We start from the raw sequence: 19,824 nt of genomic DNA, 5'->3' as shown, positions 1-19,824 counted from the left end.
CGCGCGGGCCGACGGGCCGCGGGCACGGCCGTCTCCGGAACGGGCCATACCGTAGCCCGGGGATCTTCGTTTATCCACACTAAGGACAAAGTTCGTTTCATTGCTGCCATAGCTATTGGCGAGTCGCGAAAAGAGGTCTAGCTTCATGCGCTGTTGCAGTGACCAAAGAGGGGTGGGTGACCACATGCAGCGCACACCACATCACAGGTCCAGATCGCGACGCGGTGTTGCGGCGGCCCTGGCGGCCGGCGTAATGACCGCATCCCTGCTCGGCGGCAATGCCGCCAGTGCCAGGCCGGACCCCGGAGCGCCGGAGTCCTTGGCGACAACGTTGTCCCTGCCGTCGCCGCCCGGCGGCGCCGACGTCAAGGTGCTCGTCTTCCATGCCTCCGCCACCGAGGAGTCCCCCACGGTCGACGCCGGAATCGCGGCGATCGAGAGGATCGGGCTCACCGGGCCGGAGGCAGGCCGGTTCAAGACCGTGGCGTCCGACGACCCGGCCGTCTTCACCAACGGCAAGAAGCTCGGCAAGTACAACGCCGTGGTCTTCCTGACGGGTGGCGGTGACGTCCTCGACCCGGAGCAGGAGGCAGGCCTGGAGGCGTACATGGAGGCCGGGGGCGGCTTCCTCGGTATCCATGACGCGGCGCGCACCGAGCCGTACTCGGACTGGTTCACCGGCCTGGTCGGTGCGCGTCCGGCGGCCGGCAGCCCCACGTCCGTACAGCGCGCGACGGTGGAGATCGGTGACCGGCAGCACCCGGCGACCAAGAACCTGCCGCTGGAGTGGAAGCGCCCGGACAAGTGGCTGAACTGGAAGGACAATCCGTCCGGCGACGTGCACACCGTGGCGCGCGTCCGGGAGATCACGTACAAGCCGGGGACGAGCGCCAACGGCTGGGACCACCCGGTCTCCTGGTGCCGTGACTACGACGGCGGCCGGTCCTTCTACACCGCCATGGGCGGTACGGTCGACAGCTTCGCTGAGGCCGACTTCCGGGACCACCTGCGCGGCGCACTCGACTGGACGACCCGGATCTCGCAGGCCGACTGCAAGGCGACGATCACCTCCAACTACACGGCGGAGAAGGTGACCCAGCCCAACCAGCCCGGCAGGAACGACCAGATCGGCGAGCCGCACGGCCTGGTGACCGCCCCCGACGGGCGTGTCCTGTACATCGGCCGCGGCGGTGCGGACAGCAGTGTGCCGGTCGTCACCGACTGGAACGATCCGAACGTCGGCAAGGGCCTGGGCCAGATCCACGTCTACGACCCCGGGACGAAGAAGGTCACCCTCGCCGGTGAACTCACGATCTTCGGCAACAAGGGCGGTGGCGACGAGCTGATCAAGGTCGAGGAGGGTCTGCTCGGCATCGAGCTCGACCCCGACTTCGAGAAGAACGGCTGGGTGTACCTGCACTACACACCCCACGACAAGATCGACCGCGACAAGCAGATGGCGGTCCGTCAGGTCTCCCGCTTCACTCTCGACCTGGCGACGAACAAGCTGGACCTCTCCTCCGAGAAGGTGCTGCTGCACTGGCCGGTCCAGATCCACAGCTGCTGCCACGCCGGCGGCGGCATGGCGTGGGACTCCAAGGGCAACCTGTACATCGCGACCGGCGACAACAACTCCTCCGGTTTCAGTGACGGTTACTCGGGCAACAACCCGCAGCCGAACTACAAGGGCGTCTCGTTCGCCGACGCCCGCCGCACCGCGGGCAACACGAACAACCTCAACGGGAAGATCCTGCGGATCCACCCCGAGGACGACGGCACCTACACGCTGCCCGCGGGCAATCTCTTCACCGGCAAGGAGCCGGACGAGGGCGGCGGCAAGACCCGCGGCGAGATCTATGTGATGGGTGTGCGCAACCCGGCCCGAATCTCCGTCGACAAGTCGACCGACACGCTGTACGCGGGCTGGGTCGGCCCCGACGCGGGCGCCCCGAGCACCACCTGGGGCCCGGCCAAGTACGACACGTTCGCCGCGATCACCCAGGCGGGCAACCACGGCTGGCCGTACTGCATGGGCAACAAGCAGCCCTACCGGGACCGCAATCTGCCGGATCCGAGCAAGCCGCTCGGCTGGTACGACTGCGACCACCCCAAGAACGAGTCGCCGAACAACGACGGTCTGGTGAAGCTGCCGCCGATCACCTCCAACACCATCTGGTACTCGCCGCAGGGCGGTGGCGTGGACTACCCGCGCGACGACAACGGCATCCCGAGCTACAAGGTGGAGGACCAGAAGGAGCTCCTTCCCTGGCTCAAGGGCGGCGGGCAGGCCACGATGAACGGGCCGGTCTACCGGTACGACGCGGCGAGCACCAGCGCCGACAAGTGGCCCTCGTACTGGGACGGCAAGTGGTTCGTCGGTGACTTCTACGACGACACCCAGCCGCGGCACGCCGTGCTCACCGACCCGAAGACGGTCGGCAAGGGCGGTCTGCCCACGCACGCCGAGTCGCTGAAGGAGATCATCCCGGTGGGCGCCGACGGCATCCGCAACCTGATGGACTGGAAGTTCGCTCCGGACGGTTCGCTGTACGTCCTGGACTACGGGCGCGGCTTCTTCACCTCCGACTCCAAGTCCGCGCTGTGGCGCGTGACGTACAAGGGCGGCGCACCGACCCCGGCCGTCAAGGATCTGGCCAGGAAGGCGGCAGTGCAGTGAGACACCGTTCGATCATCTTCCGAAGGCGGTCGCGGCCCGCGAGGCTGTGGCTCGCGCTACTGGGATCGTTCCTGATGGTGCTGGGGCTGACGTCGACGGCGGCATACGGCCGTACGGCTGCCCCGGCGGACGCGGCGGCCGACCAGGTGCTGACCTGGACGGCCGGCAATCCCATCGACCACTACCTCTCCGCGCCGAAGACGGCAGTGGCCGGCAAGGCGACCATCGTCTTCGAGAACAGTGCGGCGACCGGCAACACCACCGGCATGCCGCACACGCTGACCTTCAGCGTGTCGGACCCGGAGTTCAACAACGACGTCCCCCTGAACCTGCTGGCCAACCCGGGTGACGACCAGGGCGGCAAGCAGACCGCGGAGGTCACGCTCACCCCCGGCCGGTACTTCTACCACTGCACGATGCCGGGGCACGAGACGATGCAGGGCATCCTGACCGTCACCGACGGGGGCGGCGGTGAGGACACCACCGCGCCCGAGACCTCGGCGAAGGTCGACGGCGACAAGAACGCCGACGGCGCGTACGTCGGTCAGGCCACCGTCACCCTCGCCGCCACCGACGCGGGTTCGGGCGTCGACACCGTCGAGTACGCGGTCGGGGCGGACGGTGCCTGGCAGCCGTACACCGTGCCGGTCGTCGTGAACGAGGTCGGCACACACGTCATCCGGTACCGCGCCACCGACAAGGCGGGCAACGCCGCCGCGGAGAAGACGGCGGAGTTCGCGGTCGCCGCTCCGCCGACGGACGACACGACCGCTCCCGAGACCTCGGCGACCGTGTCCGGGGAGAAGGACGACCAGGGGCAGTACCTGGGAATGGCGACGGTCACCGTCACCGCGTCCGACACCGGTTCGGGCGTCAACACCATCGAGTACGCCCTCGGGGCGGACGGCGCCTGGCAGACGTACGCCGGTCCCGTCATGGTGCACGAGGTGGGGGCGCAGCACGTTCGCTACCGCGCCACCGACAAGGCCGGCAACGCGGCCGCGGAGAAGGCGGTGGACTTCACCGTCGTCGAGCCTCCGACGCAGGACACGACGGCGCCCGAGACGTCCGCGAAGGTCGAGGGCGACAAGAACTCGGACGGCGCCTACCTCACCAGCGCCAAGGTGACGGTCACCGCGACCGACGCCGACAGCGGGGTGGACAAGGTCGAGTACTCCCTGGACGGCGGCCCGTACCTCGCCTACACGGCCACCGTCATCGTCGACCGGATCGGCTACCACACGGTCGCCCACCGGGCCACGGACAAGGCGGGCAACACCTCCGCAGCGTCGCAGGTGTCGTTCACCGTCGCGCAGAGCGGCGGTGTTCCGGCGCCGAACTGCCCGGAGTTCGACGAACGCCTCACCGTCATCGTGGGCACCGTCGACACCGGGGTCCCCAACCGCATCACTGGTAACCGCTGCACGATCAACGAGCTGATCGAGGACGAGAAGGACTGGTCGTCGCACGCTCTGTTCCTCAAGCACGTCGACAAGGTCCTCGACAAGCTGCTGACCGCCGGGGTGATCGACGCCCGAGAGCACAAGAAGATCTACAAGGCGGCCAAGCAGTCGGGAATCGGCAAGCCGGGCCAGGACGAGGGCTACAGCAAGCTCTTCGACGGCACGGCCGCCTCGCTCGCCAAGTGGCAGCAGGTGGGTGGCGGGCAGTTCGCGCTCAACGAGGCGGACAGCGCGATCACCAGCTCCACCACAGTGGACGGCATGGGCATGCTGTGGTTCCCGGGCCGCCAGTACGGGGACTTCTCGCTGAAGCTCCAGTGGCGGGACGACGCCCCCGGCACGGGCAACGCCAACGGCGGGGTGTTCGTACGCTTCCCCAACGTCCACGACAATCCGGAGGAGCCGAATCCGGAGTGGGTCGCCATCAAGTACGGCCATGAGATCCAGGTCAACGACCGGCCGGACGGCGACATGTACAAGACGGGCTCCGTCTACGGGTTCGACCGGGTGGGTCTCGCCGGTGCCGGGGTCACCCCCAAGGGCACCTGGAACGACTACGAGATCCGGGTGGTGGACCAGCACTACTCGATCTACCGCAACGGTGTCCTGCTCAACGAGTTCGACAACACCGGCGGTCAGGTCTTCGAGCCGCCGCGGGGTGACGACCCGGGCACCGACGGCCGGCGGTACGCCTCCGGCTACATCGGGCTCCAGGTCCACAGCACCTCGGACGTGATCTCCTACCGGGACATCCGGATCAAGGAGCTGTAGCGAAACCGTTCGGGATCAGGTGGCAGCGGCCGCATGCTCGGGCATGTGGTCGCGGCCTCCCGGATGCCGGTGGCGCCACACCCAGAAGACCGTGATGGAGACCAGGCACCAGACCGCGAGCACCAGGAACGGAAAGAGCTTCTGATGGCCCTGGTAATACACGGCGGTGTGCTGTGCGTTGACGGAGGCGCCCGGTGGCAGCCAGCGTCCGATGTGCCCGAGCACCGAGGGCAGCAGCGGCCAGGACACGGCTCCGCCGGAGGAGGGGTTTCCAAGAATCACCATCAGGCCCCAGGTCGGGATCATGGCCCAGCGCCCCATCATGGTGTTGAACATGGTGAAGACCATGCCCGAGGTGAACATGGTCAGCGCCAGGATCAGCCAGGACTCGGCGAAGGGCAGATCGACGGCGCCCAGCAGCCAGTCCACCACCGCGGCGATGGAGAAGGCTCCCAGCAGCGAGTAGAGAACCGTGAACGCGATCCGTTCCAGCGGGATCAGGCCCTTGGCGTGCACGCTCAGCTGGATGGAGCCGACGAAGCCGATGATCACGGCGGCGAGCGAGATGTAGAAGAGCGCCAGCCCGCGGGGATCGCCCCTCTGGAGCGGTTTGACGTCCGCGACGGCGACCGGGAGGCGGAGCGTGTCCCCCACCTTCACCGCGGATTCCGCGAGCAGTTGGGCGACAGCTGCGCCGGAGGCACTGGCCACGTCGATCTCCACCCCGCGGCTGCCGGACCGCACGATCGTGAAGACCTCCTGCTCCTCCAGCGCCTCACGCGCCGCGGCCGGGGTCTTGTAGACATGGATGACGAGGGAGGCGTCGAGTGCCTTGTCCATCGCGGCGACGAACTCCTTACCGCGGGCCGTGTCCGGCTGGCTGACCACGGCGGTCGGAATCCGGTGGGGGGTCGGATTGGCCATGGCGTACGTGTAGGAGCCGGCGAAGAGCCCGGCGGCGGCCGCGAGGATGAGCACCAGGACCGTCGCCGGGAAGTAGGGCGACTCCTTGTACGCCGCCCACTTCTCGCCCCTGGTCAGCGGCCTGCTGTGCGCCCCGTGGTGTGCGTCGGGGTGCGCCTCGGGCTCCTGACCTGATGTGCTCATGCGTCGTCCCCGTCGCCGTCCTCGTCGTGACGCGCACGGCTGGGCTGCACCCGCTTCGGTTCGCCCGGCATCTTCGGGTACTCCGGCGGGTAGGGCATGTCACCGGGGCCGCCGTCGCTCTCGTGCCGGTCGGCAAGCTCCAGCAGTGCGTCGAGCCGGAAGGCCTCCTGGTCCATGTCCGCGTGCACATCACCCTGTTCCGCGTACCGCACCGGCATCGTCCGGATGTCGAAGTCGCGGGGTTCGGCGTCCTCGATCTCCTCCCAGCGCAGCGGCGCCGACACCGGGGCGTGCGGGCGGGGGCGTACGGAGTAGGCGGAGGCGATCGTCCGGTCGCGGGCGGTCTGGTTGTAGTCGACGAAGATGCGCTCGCCGCGCTCCTCCTTCCACCAGGCCGTGGTCACCCGGTCGGGCATCCGGCTCTCCAGCTCGCGCCCCACCGCGATGGCCGCCCGCCGGACCTCGGTGAACGTCCAGCGCGCCTCGATGGGGACGAAGACGTGGATGCCGCGGCCGCCGGAGGTCTTGGGCCAGCCGCGCAGCCCGTGCTCTTCCAGGACGGAGCGCAGTTCGAGGGCGGCCCGGACCGCGTCGGCGTAGTCGGTTCCGGGCTGCGGGTCCAGGTCGATGCGCAGCTCGTCGGGGTGATCGGTGTCCCCGCCGCGGACGGGCCACGGGTGAAAGGTGAGGGTCCCGAGGTTGGCCGCCCAGATGACGGCGGCCACCTCGGTGGGGCAGATCTCGCTGGCGGAACGCCCGCTCGGGAAGGCGATCTCGGCGGTGGGGATCCATTCGGGGAGGTTCTTCGGTGCCCGCTTCTGGTAGAAGAACTCACCCTCGACGCCGTCCACGAACCGCTGGAGGGTGGTGGGCCGGTTGCGCAGGGCACGGATGATCCCGGGGCCCACGGCCAGGAAGTACTCGGCCACGTCCCTCTTGGTGTAGCCCTTCTCCGGGAAGTAGATCTTGTCCGGATTGGACAGCCGGACGGCCCGTCCCGCCGCTTCCAGCTCCACCGCTTTGCCCGCTGCTGCCATGTCGGCCACGGTAGGCGGGGCGCACATATGCCGCATATCGGAGGACTCCGGACGCCTTGCGGTCCACAATCGGGGCATGGACCTGCCGGTGATGCCGCCCGTGAAGCCGATGCTCGCGAAGTCCGTGAAACGGATCCCGCCCGGGATGCAGTACGAGGCGAAGTGGGACGGCTTCCGGGCGATCGTGCACCGGGACGGCGACGAGGTGGTGATCGGCAGCCGCACCGGCAAGCCTCTCACCCGCTACTTCCCCGAGCTGGTCACCGCGGTCCGGGAGAATCTGCCGCCGCGCTGTGTCGTCGACGGCGAGATCGTGATCGCGTACGACGGGCGGCTGGACTTCGACCGGCTCAGTGAGCGCATCCACCCCGCCGACTCCCGGGTGCGGCTCCTGGCCGAGCAGACTCCGGCGAGTCTGGTCGCGTTCGACCTCCTCGCGCTGGGCGACGACTCGCTCCTGGACACACGGCAGTCTGACCGGCGCACGGTACTGGAGGCCGCGCTCGCCGATGCCGCGGCCCCTGTCCATATCGCTCCTTCGACCACGGATCCGGCCGTGGCCCAGGAGTGGTTCGAACGGTACGAGGGTGCGGGCCTCGACGGGGTCGTCGCCAAACCGCTCGATCTGCCGTACCGGCCGGACACCCGCGCGATGTACAAGATCAAGCACGAACGCACCGCCGACTGCGTGGTGGCGGGCTACCGCTTCCACAAGAGCGGTCCGGTCGTCGGATCACTGCTGCTCGGTCTGTACGACGAGCGGGCCGCCCTTCAGCACGTCGGCGTCTGCGCCGCCTTCCCGATGAAGCGCCGCGCCGAGCTGGTCACCGAGCTCGAACCCCTGGTGACCGATGTCGCCGGCCATCCCTGGGGGGCCTGGGCGGACGCCGAGGCCCACGAGGGTGCCCGGATGCCCGGCGCACCGAGCCGCTGGTCGGGGAAGAAGGACATGTCCTGGGTGCCGGTGCGACCGGAGCGGGTCTGCGAGGTGGCGTACGACCACATGGAGGGGGACAGATTCCGGCACACGACCCAGTTCCGCAGGTGGCGGCCGGACCGCGCCCCTTCCGGCTGCACTTACGCGCAGCTGGAAGAGGTGGTGCGGTACGACCTGGCCGAGGTGCTGTCGGACGGCAGCTGAACGAACCGCCGGAATCAGCCGGTGGCCGGCGGCGCCGGATCAGTGGCGCAGGGCTCCCCGGTGTCCGTCGGGCCGGGCGAAGGCGTCTCCCCGGTACCCGTGGTTTCCGTCGGGTCCGGCGAGGCGGAGTCGGTCGGGTCCGGCGAGGCGGTGCCCGTCGGGCAGCCCGGCTCCCCGGGACCGGGCGGCGTGGTGGTCGGGTCGGGGGTGGTGCCGGGGTCAGGAGTCGTCGTCGGGTCCGGGCTGGTGGAGCCGGTGTCGGTGGGGTCGGGGGTGGTGCCCGGATCCGTGGAGCCGCCGGGGTCGGGGGAATCCGTGTCGCCCGGCGAGGGGCTCGTGCCCGGGCCCTCGGTTCCCGGAGCCGTCGGACTCGCGGAGTGGCTGGGCTGCGGGCCGACCTCGATGCCGCCGCCGTCGTTGCCGCCCGTGCCCGGCCCGCCCACGGGGTGCTTGGGCTCGTTCGGGCTGCCGGCACCGGGGCTCCTGGGCACCGTGCCCTTGCCGTCGGGCACCACATGGATGCCGTTGCGGTAGAACGCCAGCCAGGACAGCACGGTCCGCAGATAGGTGTCCGAGTGGTTGTAGCTCAGGATCGCCCGGTCGAGGTCGGCGCGCACCGTCAGATCGCGTGTGCCGGCGCAGAGATAGGCCCCGGCGGCCAGGGACGCGTCGTAGATGTTGCTCGGGTCGCTGCGGCCGTCGCCGTTGCCGTCCCTCGCCCAGTGCGCCCAGGTCGAGGGGATGAACTGCATGGGGCCGACGGCCCGGTCGTAGGTCTTGTCCCCGTCGTATCCGCCGCCGTCCGTGTCGGGGATGTTCGCGAACCCGGCACCGTTGAGCACCGGCCCCAGGATCGGGGAGAGCGTCGTGCCGTGGGCGTCGACCCGGCCGCCGCCCGCGTGTCCGGACTCGACCTTGCCGATCGCGGCCAGTAACTGCCACGGCAGCCGGCAGCCCGGGTCACTGCGCCCCAGCGCGCTCTCCGCCCTGCGGTAGGCGGCGAGCACCGTGGACGGGATTCCCGCCTCAGCCCACGACTGGACGGCTGCCCTGCTCCGCTTGACGCCGGGCTTCGGGGGCTCGGGGCTCTTCAGGGGCGGGAGTTCGGTGTGGTAGGAGTCGTCGTTGGGTACCTGCGACCAATTGACCTCCTCCGCCTCCGTCTTCTGTTTCCGCGTCTCTTCGTGCGCGACGAGTCCCGGTGCCTGGGACGCGGTGAGCGCTGCCATCGCGGCGACGGCTGCTGCCGTGCCGCCGATGCCGCGGCGCATGGTGCCGTTGAACCTCATGCGTGCTCTCCTCTCCCCCGGGTCACCGGGTGAACGTGTCGATGGCGGATATCCGCCAGGCTCCGCCCCGGCGAACAGCGTCCACGGCGAACATGGCCGCCGCGTATGTGGTCTCCTCCGCCTTGCCCGTACGGGTGTTGCTCTGATCGGCGAAGATGATCAGCCGGGCCCGGTCGCCGTCGAGCATCTCCACTCCGCTCTCGGTGACGGTCGTGGTGAGGACGAGCTTCTGCTTGGGTGCCTGCGCCCGTACCTCGGCGAGCATGTCCTCGTGCTGCTGGACCGCCTTGCCCGTCAGGAACTTCTTCACCGCGGCGTCGGCCTTGGCGGGCGAGGCGTAGTTGTACGAGAACACCGCGCCGACGGCCTCGGTGATCTGCCCCTTCACCTCGCTCGTGCGGCTGATGTCGGTGAGCGCGGTGTTCTGCCGGCTCGGGTCGTCGTCCAGGCTTGCGGCCGAGGTGAACGCCCAGGCGGCGAAGGCCCCGAGGAGGACGGTCGCGGCGCACAGCACGGCGGGCAGCCGGATCCGGAGACGGGGTGGCCGGCCGGGCCGTGGTTCCTTCGCCGCCGGCTCCTCCTGTGCTTTCGCCTCGTCGACGACGGATTCGTCCGCGCCGGATTCGTCCGCGACGGTCTCGGGCTCCGCGGGCTTGCGTACGGGGGCGGGCGCGGCGGTGCGTTCGGCGGCGACGGTGGCCAGGCGGCGCTGCCGGTTGACGAGGTGACGGGTCGTCGACATGTCCGGGGTCCTCTCGGTGCGGGGTGGAGTCGGTGGTGGCAGGGGCTGTCGGGCGGCCTCTCAGCCGGCGGTGTTCCCGACGGGCGCCTGACCGAGGGCGCTGAGCTTCCACCCCTCGGGCGTGCGGGTGAGCTGCCCCAGCATCCGGCTCTCCTTCACCGCGGGCTTGCCCTTGGGTGCGGTCACGGTCACCCGCAGCGCCACCATCACTCCCGCCTTCCCGGCCCGGTCGTCGAGCTCGGTGACCGCACCGGACAGCACCTTGGCCGTACTGACGGTCTTCGCCCCTTGGATCTGCTTCACGAACCCGTCGCGTCCGTCGACGAGTTGCTGATGCAGGTCCCCCGTGGTGGAGTCCTCCCAGGTGTCGAGCCCCTTGGCGAGCTGCTCGTGATCGAGCGTGTTCATGTTCTGGACGGCCTGCTCACCGGCGGCCAGCACATCGTCGCGGGCCTGGGCGTACGCCGCCGAGTTGTCGTGTGCCGCCTGGTACCAGGACACTCCGCCCCAGCCCGCGGCACCTGCCGCCGCGACCGACAGCACGATCGCTGCCGCCACCAGCGGATTCCTCGTCATCCGTACCCGTGCCATCGCTGCCTCTCCCTGCCGGCCGGTCTGTTCCGTGCTGTGTGGTTCCGTGCTGTGGTGCGCTGCTCCGTGCCCGCGCCCGTACCGGTCCGCTACCGGGAGGTGATCTCGACGATCGTCCAGCGGTCGTCCCGCAGTTGGGCGGTGACGGAGAGCTGCGCGGCCGCTCTGCTGGCGTCCTTGCCCTTGCGTTCGTAGACCTGGTCCAGGAAGACGAGCAGATGGGCGCTGTCGTGGGTCAGCCGGGTCACTCCGGCACGAACGACATGGGTGGTGAGGGTGAGCTTCTGGTCGGCGGCCTGCTTCTCCACCTGGCCGAACAGTGCCGCGTACTGCTGAAGTGCCTTGCCGGCGAGGAGCTGCTTCGCGGACTCCTTGGTGACGGCGGTGGCCTCGGGGCTGTAGGAGAACACCTTGCCGAGCGCGTTGGTGACGTCTCCCGCGACGCGGGTGGTGGCCTCGCTGTCGGTCAGCGCCCTGTTCGAGGTGGCAGGGGTGTCGCGCAACTGACGCCCCGCGGCGAAGAGTCCGCCGCCGGCGACGAGCAACGCGACGATCAGCACCCCGGCAACGACGCGCAGCACCCGACGGCCCGCACCGGGATCCGGCTCGTCCCCGCCGGGACCCGGGTCACCATCTGCCGGAATACCGTCCGCCGGCTCACCGTCTGCGGGCGCGACGCCCGCCGGAATGCCGTCCGCAGGCTCGTCCCCCGACGCCTGTGCTGCCGTGGCGTCGAGATCCCCGACCTCTTCCACATCCGTGCCGGTGGTCACGACCGCCGCCCCTCCCTGTCGCTTCATGTGCCGCTCCCCACCGCGATCGCCGTGAGCGCCTTGACCTTCCAGCCGCCCGCGGTCCGGGCGAGGGTGGCCTCGAAGCGCTTGCGCTCCGTGCCGCCCTTGCCGGTGCGCGGGGTGACCTCGACGTCCACGGTCGCGATCATCTCGGCGGTGCCGGTCCGTTGGTCGAGGGCGGTGAGCGCCGCGTCGGTGACCGTTCCGCGTGCCGTGGATCCGGACTTCGTCAGGTCACTCGCGTCCTTGCTCCGGGTGCGCTTCAGCTGTTCATGGAGCGGACCGGTCGAGGAGTCGAGCCACGCCCCGAGTCCGGTGTCCACGCTTGTGGCGTCCTTGCCGTCCAGGCTGTTGAGCAGGGCGAGGTTCCGCTTCCCGTCGGCGAGGGCGGTGTCCCGGCTCTTGGCGTACGCCAGGTCGTCGTCACCGCGCGCCTGTGCGTACGACCAGCCCCCGAGTGCGCAGATCAGTACGGCGGCGAGCAGCACGGCCCACCCGCTCAGGGTCCTCGTACGGGGTGTCATGAGCCGCCCCCCTGCCCGAGGCCCAGCAGACCGGCCATGCCGTCGGAGGCAGGGGCCGCGTCGGCGGGGACTCCGAGTGCGCCGGGGAGACGGTTCTCCGCGGCGTCCGACAGGAGCATGGATCCCGGCTTGGCCGGTGCGGGCAGCGCCCCGCCCTTCGGGGCGTTCGCGCTGCCGCGGACGTTGATGCCGGTTCCGGGTGACGAGGTGCAGCGGGCCTTGGTGTTGAGTGCGGGACCAGCCGTGACATCGAGGCCGTTGCGGTAGGTCGTGGCGCCGTAGCCCGAGGTGCAGGGCAGCGGCTCGAAGAAGGTGACCGACATCCCGAACCGGGCGCCGTTCTCGTCGACCGCGCTGGAACCCGCTGCCGCGACGGCGGGGAGCTTCACGAGCAGTTCCTCCAGTCCGCGCTGCCGGGTGACGGCGATGTCCGAGGTGGTGAGGAGGTTGGCCACGACGACACCGAAGCTCGGGTCGACGTCCCTCAGCAGTCCGCTGATCTGACTGGTCGCGTCGGGGGCGGCCGCGATCAGCTTGCGCAGGTCGGTGTCGGATCCCTTGAGTTCGGCGGCCAGTTCCTTGGCGCCCGAGGCGAATCCCTTGAGGGCTTCGCCCTGTTCGGCCTGGGTGCGCAGTACGGTCTCGCCGTCGACCATCAGCCGGGTGTTGACGGGCAGTGCGTCATCGGCTGCCTGGACGAAGTCGCTTCCGGTGTCCAGCAGGACCTGGAGGTCGTCGCCGCGTCCCTCGAAAGCGGTGCCGAACTCGTCGACGACTGTGCGCAGCGATTCCAGGTCGACGGAGCCGGCGAGGTCGTCGACACTCGTGAGGACGTCGGTGACGGGCGCCGGGACGGTCGTGTCGGCCTGATCGATGACGGAGCCGTTCGCCAGGTACGGGCCCTCGGTTCGGGTGGGCCGTAGATCGACGTACTGCTCGCCGACCGACGAGAGGTTGGCGACGACGGCCCTCAGCCCGTCCGGGATGGGCGGGGCGTCCTTCTCGATGCGCAGTTCGGCCTCCACCCCGTCGTCGGTGAGCTCGATCGGTCCGACCCGGCCCACCGACACGCCCCGGTAGGTGACGTTGGAGTGGGTGAACAGCCCACCGGTGCGCGGGAGCTGGACCTTGACGGTGTAGTAGCTGCGCATGCCGACGTAGTGGCCGAGGTCGGCGTAGCGGACGCCCAGGTAGCCGAGGACGAGGACCGCGATGATCAGGAAGGCGATGTTCTTGAGCCGGATGGCCATGGTGATCATCAGCTGCTCCCCTTGGAACTCGATGTGACCGAGGGAAGGGGCAGCGGCAGGGCCGAGCCGGACTTCAGGGCGGTGCTGCCCGATGCCGCCGGGGGCGCGGTGCCGGACGGGTCGAGTGGCGGGATGATCTGTGTGCCGGGCATGGCCGTCACATCCAGGTAGACGTTGAGGTAGTCGCCCTTCACTCCGCGCAGTACCTCGTCCGTGAACGGATAGGTGAGCAGCACCTGAAGGGAGTCGGGCAGGTCCTGGCCGGAGTCGGCGAGGGCCTGCAGGGTGGGGGCGAGGGCCTTGAGGTCGGCGATCATGTCGGCCTTGCTCTTGTTGACCGTGTCGACGGCGACGGTGGACAGCGTGTCGAGCGAGCGGAGCATGGTCATGAGCGATCCGCGCTGCTTCTCCAGGACCTTCATGCCGGGGCTGAGCCCGGTGAGGACCGTGCCGACGTCCTGCTTGCGGGTGGCGAGGGTGGCGGAGAGGCGGTTGACCCCGTCCAGGGCGTCGGTGATGTCCTCCTTGTGCCCGTCCAGGTTGGTCACGAGGGTGTTGACCCGCTTGAGCATGGAGCGGACCTGGGGTTCCTGCCCGGCGAGTGCCTTGTTGAGCTCGGTGGTGATGGTCTTGAGCTGGTTGATGCCACCGCCGTTGAGGAGCATCGACAGGGCGCCGAACACCTCCTCGACCTCCGGGTTCCGGTTGGTCCGCGTCAGCGGGATGCGGTCCCCGTCGGCCAGTGCCCCCCGGGCGGTACCGGCGGCCGGCGGGGAGAGCTGGATGTACTTCTCGCCGAGGAGGCTGGACTGCTCCAGGTGCGCGTACGCGTTCGCGGGCAGCTTGATCTTCCCGTTGACCCGCATGGTGACCTTGGCGTTCCAGCTGCCCGAGGCCAGGGAGATCCTGGTGACTCTGCCGACGGCCACGTCGTTGACCTTCACCGAGGACTGCGGGGCGAGGCTGAGCACGTCCGCGAACTCGGCGGTGATCTCGTACGGATGGTCGCCGAGGTCCGCGCCGCCCGGCAGGGGTATCTGGTCGACGCCGGTGAACGTCGGCAGGTCGACCGTGGTGGCGATCAGGGCCAGACCGACGCCCACCGCGAGCACGGCGGCTACGCCGGTCGTGCGGGCGCCGGGTCGGCGCAGCGCGCGGCTCATTGCTTGGCCCCCTTCTTCTGCGTGGCGGATTTCTCGGGGGTCCCGTAGACGGTGCCCACCGCGGGCAGCGGGAGCGCGGGCAGTGCCTTCTGCCGGGCCGCGTCCACGGGTGAGAGGGCGGACAGTGCGGCGGGCTCCTGGGTGAGCGGTCCGCCCATGGAGAGTTCGTTGAGGTTGGTGCGGCCGTTAAGCGTGCGGTTCGCCGGGTCGTACGCGTTGATCACGTTGTCCGCGGCGAGCGGGAGCGTGTCCATCGCTTCGGCGAGCGAGGCGCGCTGGTCCACCAGGGTCTGAGTGATCGGCACCAGGGCGTCCACGTTCGCCTTCAGGGCGCCACGGTTCTCCTTGATGAAGGTCTTGACCTGGCCGAGGGCCGTGCCCAGCTCCTTCAGGGCGGCGCTGAGGTTCTTCTTGTCGTCGGCGAGGAATCCGGTGACGGAGTTGAGCTGCTGTTCGGCGGCGCGGACGTTGCCGTCGTTGTCCTTCAGCATGGTGGTGAACGTCTGCAGGTAGGAGAGGGTGTCGAAGAGGTTGCCGCTGCTCTTGTCGAGCGTCTTCGTCGCCTTGCCGAACTGCTCGATGGAGTCGCCGATGGCCTTTCCGTTGCCGTCGAGGTTCTTCGCGCCGGTGTCCAGGAGTTTCGCCAGCGCGCCGTCGGCGTTGGCCCCGTCGGGGCCCAGCGCGGTGGAGAGTTCCGTGATGGAGGCGTAGAGCTGATCGACCTCGACCGGGGTGGCGTTGTTCGCGGCCGGCAGATCGGCCTCGTCCGCCAGCACCGGCCCCCCGTCGTACGCGGGGGCGAGCTGGACGTACCGGTCGGCGACCAGGCTGGGGGCGACGACGACGGCGTGCGCGCCCTTGGGCACCTTGACACCCTTGTCGATGCGGAGCCTGACCTTGACCTCCTTGCCCTTCGGCTGCACCGATTCGACCCGGCCGACCTTCACTCCGAGGATCCGCAGGTCCGATCCGGCGTACACCCCGGTGGCCTGGTCGAAGTAGGCGGTGACGGTCGTCGTTCCCTCTTCGTCCATGGCCATCACCCCGGTGGTGGCCGCCACGGCCACGACGGCGAGCCCGGCGCCGATGCCGACGATGCGCGTGAGTCTCATGTCAGCGGCCGCCTTGCTGCTTGGGTGGCATGCATCCGGTCGCCGGAGGTGTGCCTGCGGGCAGGTAGTCCTTGGGGACGACCCCGCACACGTAGTTGTCGAACCAGCGGCCGCTGCCGAGCGTGTTACCGACGAGCCGGTTGTACGACCCTGCCAGCGACAGCACCTTGTCGAGGCTCTTGCGGTTCTTCACCAGGACGGCGGTGACCCGGCCGAGCGAGTCGAGCGTCGGCTTCAGCTGCTTGTTGTTGTCCGCGACGAGACCGGTGAGCTGGGTGCCCAGGTGCCGGGTGCCGGTGAGCAGCAGATGGATGGAGTCGCGACGGGCCTGGATCTCGCCGAGGAGCAGGTTGCCGTCCTTCAGCAGGGTCTCGAAGCTGCTCTTCTTGTTGGCGAGGGTCTTGGTCAGCTGCTTGCTGCCCTTGAGGAGGGTGACCAGTTGGGCGTCCCGTTCGGAGACCGTTCTGGAAAGTGCGGAGAGTCCGTCGGCGGCGCTCTTCACGTCGGGGGGCGAGTCCTTGAAGGTGGCGGAGATCGTCTCGAAGCTCTTGGCGAGCTGCTGGGTGTCGATCTCCCCGATGGTCTCTCCGAGTCCGTTGAACGCCTGGGTGACGTCGTACGGGGAGGTGGTGCGGCTTGCGGTGATGCGGGCGTCCGGGTCCTGGGGTCCGGTGCCGAGCGGGTCGACGGCGAGGTACTTCTCGCCGAGGAGGGTCTTGATGGCGATGCCGACCGTGGAGGAGTTGCCGATCCAGGCGTCCTTGACCCGGAAGCTGACCTTGACCTTCGCGCCGTCGAGGGAGACGCCGGTGACCTCGCCGACCTTGACGCCGGCGATCCGTACCTCGTCGCCCTCGCCGAGTCCGGCGGACTCGGTGAAGTCGGCGGTGTAGGTGGTGCCGCCGCCGATGAAGGGCAGCGAGTCGGCGCGGTAGGCGCCGTAGCCGAGGAGGGCAAGGACGAGGAGTCCGACGATGCCGACGGCGACGGGACTGCGTTCCCGCAGGGGTCTGATTCTCATGCCAGGCACCTCGGCTGGGTGATCGTGATGCCGGTGGGCGGTGCGCTGCCGTCCTCGGTGGTCACGCCGCTGACCTTGGCTTCGCAGAGGTAGAGGTTGAGCCAGGAGCCGTACGAGGCGAGGCGGCTGATCGCCTCCATCTTGGCCGGCGTCTTCTTCAGCATGTTCTCGATCTGCGGGGAGCCCTTGTCCAACTGGTCCGACAGGCGCCCGAGTTGCTTGATGTCTTCTTTGAGCGGCTTACGGCCGTCCTGGAGCAGGTCGGCGGTGACCGTGGTGAGTGCGCCCATCGCGGTGACCGCCTCTCCGAGCGGTTTGCGGTCGCCGGAGAAGCCCGTGACGAGTTCCTGGAGCGTGTCGACCAGGTCGTCGAAGCCGGCTTCCCGGTCGTTCACGGTCTTCAGCACTGTGTTGAGGTTCTTGATCACCTCGCCGATCACCTTGTCCTTGGCCGCGACCGTGCTGGTCAGGGAGCCGACGTGCTGGAGGATGCTGTCGACGGTGCCGCCCTCGCCCTGGAGCACCTGGACGATGGAGCCGGCGAGCTGGTTGACGTCGGGCGGCGACAGTCCTTCGAAGAGCGGCTGGAAGCCGTTGAAGAGCTGGGTCAGGTCGAGCGCCGGCGTGGTGCGGGAGAGCGGAATGGTCGCTCCGGCGGCGAAGCTCCGGCCGACCGGTCCGGCGCCCTGGTCGAGGTCGATGTAGCGCTGGCCGACCATGTTGAGGTACTTGATCGAGGCGGTTACCGAGGCGGGGAGGCTGCGCCCCTTGCGGACGGCGAAGCCGACCTCGGCAAGCCGCTTGTCGGCGACCTCTATGGACTCGACCTGCCCGACCTTGACCCCGGCGATCCGGACGCTGTCGCCGACGATCAGGCCGGTGGCGTCGGTGAACCTGGCCTTGTAGGTGGTGGTGTCGCCGACCCCGGTGCTGGCGATCGACAGCCCCAGGACGGTGGTGGCGAGCACGGTCACCACGATGAAGACGATCGATTTCGCGAGCGGTCCCGCGAGGGAGCGGCGCTTCACTTGAGCTTCACCTCCGCACCGCGGAAGGCCGGACCGATGAGCACGCTGCTCCAGTCGGGCAGGGTCTGCGGCTGGACTTTCAGTGAGGGAGCGACCAGCTCGTTGACGAGCCGGCTCTCCTGCGGGGAGTTGGGCATGCCGAGTGCGGTGTCCTGGGCCGTGGGCGCGGTGGCGGTCCGCTCCGCGGCGTCCGCCCGGTCACCGGGGGCGGGCGAGCCGGCTGCCCGCCCGGCGGCGGTCGGTTCGGCCGTCCCGACGTACGGCACGGAGTAGCAGTGCGGTCCGCCGGTGGCGTCGTAGACCGGGGTGTCCTTGCCGGGTACGTACTTCCCCTTGGATCTCACGGACTTGACGGTGACGTGCAGGCCGGGCCGGTCCGTTCCCTTGCCGAGCGCCTTGTCCATCGCCGGGACGAATCCGGCCACGGTCCGCAGGGTGCAGGGGAATTCGTCGGAGTACTTCGCCAGAAGCTCCAGCGTGGGCCTGCTCGTGGCGGAGAGCCGGATCAGGTTGTCCTTGTTCTCCCGCAGGAAAGAGGTGACGTCCTGCGCGGTGGCCGTCGTTGAGCCGTAGAGATCGGCGAGTTCCGCCTGCTGCTCGGCGATGGTGCCGCTGGTGGTGGTGAAGTCCGTGAGCGCGTCCAGGATGTCGGGGGCGGCGTCCCCGTACACCCTGGTCACCTTGACGAGTTCCTTGATGTCGGCGTTGAGCGTGGGGAGCTGGGGGTTGAACTTCTGGAGGTGTGCGTCGAGCGTGACGAGGGTGTCGCCGAGCTTCTCGCCGCGTCCCTGGAGTGCCTGGGAGACCGCATTGAGTGTGGCGGAGAGCTTCTCCGGCTGTACGGCGGTCAGCAGGGGCAGGACGTTGTCGAGGACCTCCTCCAGCTCGATGGCGTTGCTGGAGCGGTCCTGCGGGATGACGGCCCCGGCCCGCAGGGTCTGCGCGGAGGGTACGGCGGGCGGTACGAGCGCCACGAACCGTTCGCCGAACAGCGTGGTGGGCAGCATCTGGGCCGTGACGTCGGCCGGGATCCGCTCGAGCTTGCCGGGCTGGATCGCGAGGGTGAGGCGGGCGCCCTCGCCGTCAGCCGCGATGTCGCGTACCTGTCCGATGACGACGCCGCGCAGCTTCACGTCGGCGTTGTCGTGCATCTCGTTGCCGACGCTGCCGGTCCGGACGGTGACGGTGGCGTCGTCCGTGAACTCCTTCTCGTACACCGCGACCGACACCCAGATGAGCAGGGCGGGCACCAGCAGGAAGGCGACTCCGGCGAGTCGGCGGCGGGCCGACTCCGTGGTCCGGTTACTCATCAGCCGGCCACCTTCACGGTCGTCGTGGCGCCCCAGATGGCGAGCGAGAGGAAGAAGTCGGTGACGCTGATCAGCACGATCGCGTTGCGCACCGACCGGCCGACCGCCACACCCACCCCGGCGGGTCCGCCGGAGGCGTGGAAGCCGTAGTAGCAGTGCGCGAGGATCACCATCACGCTGAAGATCAGCACTTTGAGCACCGACAGCAGGACGTCCTGCGGGGAGAGGAAGAGATTGAAGTAGTGGTCGTACGTGCCCGCGGACTGGCCGTTGAACAGGACGGTGACGTAGCGGGAGGCGAGGTACGAGGAGAGCAGCCCGATCGCGTACAGCGGGATGATCGCGACGACCCCGGCGATGATCCGGGTGGTGACGAGATAGGGCATGGAGCGCACACCCATCGACTCCAGGCCGTCGATCTCCTCGTTGATGCGCATGGCGCCGAGCTGGGCGGTGAAGCCCGCGCCGACGGTCGCGGAGAGCGCGAGCCCGGCGACGAGGGGGGCGATCTCACGGGTGTTGAAGTAGGCGGAGATGAACCCGGTGAAGGCGGCGGTGCCGATCTGGTTGAGGGCGGCGTACCCCTGGAGGCCGACGACGGTGCCGGTGGCGAGTGTCATCGCGATCATCACGCCGATGGTGCCGCCGACGACGCCGAGGCCGCCGCTGCCGAAGGCCACTTCGGCGAGGAGGCGCTGCACTTCCTTGAGGTAGCGCCGCAGTGTTCGGGGAATCCAGACCAGGGCCCGTACGTAGAAGGTGAGTTGGTCACCGGATCGGTCGAGCCAGCTGAGCATCGACATC

17 protein-coding genes are annotated in these 19,824 nt (G+C 69.2%); 3 read left to right on the top strand and 14 right to left on the bottom strand.

Annotated features, from left to right (window positions below):
• Window positions 1-184: 184 nt before the first annotated feature.
• Both ACIOEW_RS08515 and ACIOEW_RS08510 read left to right on the top strand, forming a co-directional pair.
• Window positions 185-2,677 (top strand): ThuA domain-containing protein, encoded by a 2,493-nt coding sequence (locus ACIOEW_RS08515; RefSeq protein ID WP_401962554.1) that lies wholly within the window; start codon window positions 185-187, stop codon window positions 2,675-2,677.
• Between the two features lie 74 nt (window positions 2,678-2,751).
• Entirely contained in the window at window positions 2,752-4,911 is a 2,160-nt protein-coding gene (locus ACIOEW_RS08510) for an OmpL47-type beta-barrel domain-containing protein (RefSeq protein WP_401962553.1), read from the top strand.
• A gap of 15 nt (window positions 4,912-4,926) precedes the next feature.
• On the opposite strand, the gene ACIOEW_RS08505 is transcribed toward ACIOEW_RS08510, so the two are convergent.
• Complete coding sequence (locus ACIOEW_RS08505) at window positions 4,927-6,018, bottom strand: ABC transporter permease (protein WP_401962551.1); 1,092 nt, start codon at window positions 6,016-6,018, stop codon at window positions 4,927-4,929.
• Window positions 6,015-7,034, bottom strand: coding sequence for a non-homologous end-joining DNA ligase (gene ligD, locus ACIOEW_RS08500; protein ID WP_401962980.1), 1,020 nt, complete (start codon window positions 7,032-7,034; stop codon window positions 6,015-6,017). The genes ACIOEW_RS08505 and ligD overlap by 4 nt, the downstream gene beginning before the upstream one ends.
• A gap of 97 nt (window positions 7,035-7,131) precedes the next feature.
• Here ligD and ACIOEW_RS08495 point away from each other — a divergent pair, with 97 nt between their 5' ends.
• On the top strand, window positions 7,132-8,196 hold the full coding sequence (locus tag ACIOEW_RS08495) for an ATP-dependent DNA ligase (RefSeq protein WP_401962548.1): 1,065 nt from the start codon (window positions 7,132-7,134) through the stop codon (window positions 8,194-8,196).
• 14 nt (window positions 8,197-8,210) lie between these two features.
• Here ACIOEW_RS08495 and ACIOEW_RS08490 read toward each other — a convergent pair whose 3' ends face one another.
• From ACIOEW_RS08490 to ACIOEW_RS08435, 12 genes are all read right to left on the bottom strand, one after another.
• Window positions 8,211-9,485, bottom strand: a complete 1,275-nt coding sequence (locus ACIOEW_RS08490; RefSeq protein WP_401962546.1) for a lytic transglycosylase domain-containing protein — start codon at window positions 9,483-9,485, stop codon at window positions 8,211-8,213.
• A gap of 22 nt (window positions 9,486-9,507) precedes the next feature.
• Window positions 9,508-10,227 (bottom strand): hypothetical protein, encoded by a 720-nt coding sequence (locus ACIOEW_RS08485; protein WP_401962543.1) that lies wholly within the window; start codon window positions 10,225-10,227, stop codon window positions 9,508-9,510.
• A gap of 60 nt (window positions 10,228-10,287) precedes the next feature.
• Window positions 10,288-10,785 (bottom strand): nuclear transport factor 2 family protein, encoded by a 498-nt coding sequence (locus ACIOEW_RS08480; protein ID WP_362542195.1) that lies wholly within the window; start codon window positions 10,783-10,785, stop codon window positions 10,288-10,290.
• Between the two features lie 122 nt (window positions 10,786-10,907).
• The gene (locus ACIOEW_RS08475; RefSeq protein ID WP_401962542.1) at window positions 10,908-11,618 is read right to left on the bottom strand and encodes a hypothetical protein; all 711 of its coding nucleotides are present in this window, start codon (window positions 11,616-11,618) and stop codon (window positions 10,908-10,910) included.
• Window positions 11,615-12,136, bottom strand: a complete 522-nt coding sequence (locus tag ACIOEW_RS08470) for a hypothetical protein (protein ID WP_362541873.1) — start codon at window positions 12,134-12,136, stop codon at window positions 11,615-11,617. The genes ACIOEW_RS08475 and ACIOEW_RS08470 overlap by 4 nt, the downstream gene beginning before the upstream one ends.
• Window positions 12,133-13,395, bottom strand: coding sequence for an MCE family protein (locus ACIOEW_RS08465; protein WP_401962540.1), 1,263 nt, complete (start codon window positions 13,393-13,395; stop codon window positions 12,133-12,135). Before ACIOEW_RS08465 ends, ACIOEW_RS08470 begins: the two co-directional genes overlap by 4 nt.
• Window positions 13,395-14,549 (bottom strand): MCE family protein, encoded by a 1,155-nt coding sequence (locus tag ACIOEW_RS08460; RefSeq protein WP_401962538.1) that lies wholly within the window; start codon window positions 14,547-14,549, stop codon window positions 13,395-13,397. The genes ACIOEW_RS08465 and ACIOEW_RS08460 overlap by 1 nt, the downstream gene beginning before the upstream one ends.
• Window positions 14,546-15,661: an MCE family protein gene (locus ACIOEW_RS08455; protein WP_401962536.1), complete on the bottom strand. Its 1,116-nt coding sequence runs from the start codon at window positions 15,659-15,661 to the stop codon at window positions 14,546-14,548. The genes ACIOEW_RS08460 and ACIOEW_RS08455 overlap by 4 nt, the downstream gene beginning before the upstream one ends.
• A 1-nt stretch (window position 15,662) precedes the next feature.
• A complete protein-coding gene (locus ACIOEW_RS08450; RefSeq protein ID WP_401962533.1) occupies window positions 15,663-16,682 on the bottom strand; it encodes an MCE family protein in 1,020 nt (339 codons plus the stop codon).
• A complete protein-coding gene (locus ACIOEW_RS08445; protein ID WP_401962530.1) occupies window positions 16,679-17,710 on the bottom strand; it encodes an MCE family protein in 1,032 nt (343 codons plus the stop codon). Before ACIOEW_RS08445 ends, ACIOEW_RS08450 begins: the two co-directional genes overlap by 4 nt.
• Entirely contained in the window at window positions 17,707-19,020 is a 1,314-nt protein-coding gene (locus ACIOEW_RS08440) for an MCE family protein (protein ID WP_401962527.1), read from the bottom strand. Before ACIOEW_RS08440 ends, ACIOEW_RS08445 begins: the two co-directional genes overlap by 4 nt.
• Window positions 19,020-19,823, bottom strand: a complete 804-nt coding sequence (locus ACIOEW_RS08435; RefSeq protein ID WP_359082202.1) for an ABC transporter permease — start codon at window positions 19,821-19,823, stop codon at window positions 19,020-19,022. The genes ACIOEW_RS08440 and ACIOEW_RS08435 overlap by 1 nt, the downstream gene beginning before the upstream one ends.
• Between the last annotated feature and the right edge of the window lies 1 nt (window position 19,824).

The sequence above is a fragment of the Streptomyces sp. NPDC087901 genome, from assembly GCF_044742205.1.
Classification (GTDB): domain Bacteria; phylum Actinomycetota; class Actinomycetes; order Streptomycetales; family Streptomycetaceae; genus Streptomyces.
This window is presented reverse-complemented; position numbering and strand designations above follow the sequence as displayed.

Coding starts and splice junctions, on each gene's coding strand:
- ACIOEW_RS08440 (WP_401962527.1), bottom strand. CDS start 19,020: ATGAGTAACCGGACCACGGAGTCGGCCCGCCGCCGACTCGCCGGAGTC.
- ACIOEW_RS08460 (WP_401962538.1), bottom strand. CDS start 14,549: ATGAGCCGCGCGCTGCGCCGACCCGGCGCCCGCACGACCGGCGTAGCC.
- ACIOEW_RS08505 (WP_401962551.1), bottom strand. CDS start 6,018: ATGAGCACATCAGGTCAGGAGCCCGAGGCGCACCCCGACGCACACCAC.
- ACIOEW_RS08455 (WP_401962536.1), bottom strand. CDS start 15,661: ATGAGACTCACGCGCATCGTCGGCATCGGCGCCGGGCTCGCCGTCGTG.
- ACIOEW_RS08490 (WP_401962546.1), bottom strand. CDS start 9,485: ATGAGGTTCAACGGCACCATGCGCCGCGGCATCGGCGGCACGGCAGCA.
- ACIOEW_RS08450 (WP_401962533.1), bottom strand. CDS start 16,682: ATGAGAATCAGACCCCTGCGGGAACGCAGTCCCGTCGCCGTCGGCATC.
- ACIOEW_RS08485 (WP_401962543.1), bottom strand. CDS start 10,227: ATGTCGACGACCCGTCACCTCGTCAACCGGCAGCGCCGCCTGGCCACC.
- ACIOEW_RS08465 (WP_401962540.1), bottom strand. CDS start 13,395: ATGATCACCATGGCCATCCGGCTCAAGAACATCGCCTTCCTGATCATC.
- ACIOEW_RS08475 (WP_401962542.1), bottom strand. CDS start 11,618: ATGAAGCGACAGGGAGGGGCGGCGGTCGTGACCACCGGCACGGATGTG.
- ACIOEW_RS08510 (WP_401962553.1), top strand. CDS start 2,752: ATGGTGCTGGGGCTGACGTCGACGGCGGCATACGGCCGTACGGCTGCC.
- ACIOEW_RS08495 (WP_401962548.1), top strand. CDS start 7,132: ATGGACCTGCCGGTGATGCCGCCCGTGAAGCCGATGCTCGCGAAGTCC.
- ACIOEW_RS08435 (WP_359082202.1), bottom strand. CDS start 19,823: ATGTCGATGCTCAGCTGGCTCGACCGATCCGGTGACCAACTCACCTTC.
- ACIOEW_RS08515 (WP_401962554.1), top strand. CDS start 185: ATGCAGCGCACACCACATCACAGGTCCAGATCGCGACGCGGTGTTGCG.
- ACIOEW_RS08470 (WP_362541873.1), bottom strand. CDS start 12,136: ATGACACCCCGTACGAGGACCCTGAGCGGGTGGGCCGTGCTGCTCGCC.